Annotated in this window: 1 protein-coding gene; it reads right to left on the minus strand. The window is 39.4% G+C overall.

All coding sequences use genetic code 11. From position 1 onward, the window contains the following. Window positions 1–409: porin (locus GB932_RS22350; RefSeq protein ID WP_197517227.1), on the minus strand; the 409-nt coding region annotated here is incomplete at both ends.

Raw genomic sequence — 409 nt, forward strand, 5'->3', positions numbered from 1 at the left:
ATTGAAGTGGTATTTTTTTGATAATCCGAAAACCAGACGGGTAGAATACTGTTTTCCGTTGTCATTATCATTGATCTGGTTTTTTCCATTTCCATTCACTACTGAAACAGCATATTGGAAAGGAATTTCTCCCAGTTGAAGTTGCCCTGTAGCAGACATCCCGATCTGGAAGCTTGTCCAGCCCAGTTTTCCGAATTCTGTGTATTGATTGGACCAGTCTAAAGACTTAATAATGTCAATAGGATAGGTCTCCTCGATACCGAACCAAGGTCTGAACTGTCCTACAGTAATTGCTAATTTGGGATTGAAAGTATACTTCAGGTAAGCATTTTCAAGAACTCTGCTTTTGGGATCATTTTTAAAATCGGCAAGGTTGGCCAAAACAACAACTTCCGTACGTTTACTGATC

The sequence above is a fragment of the Microbacterium karelineae genome (assembly GCF_009745985.1).
Lineage (GTDB): Bacteria > Actinomycetota > Actinomycetes > Actinomycetales > Microbacteriaceae > Microbacterium > Microbacterium karelineae.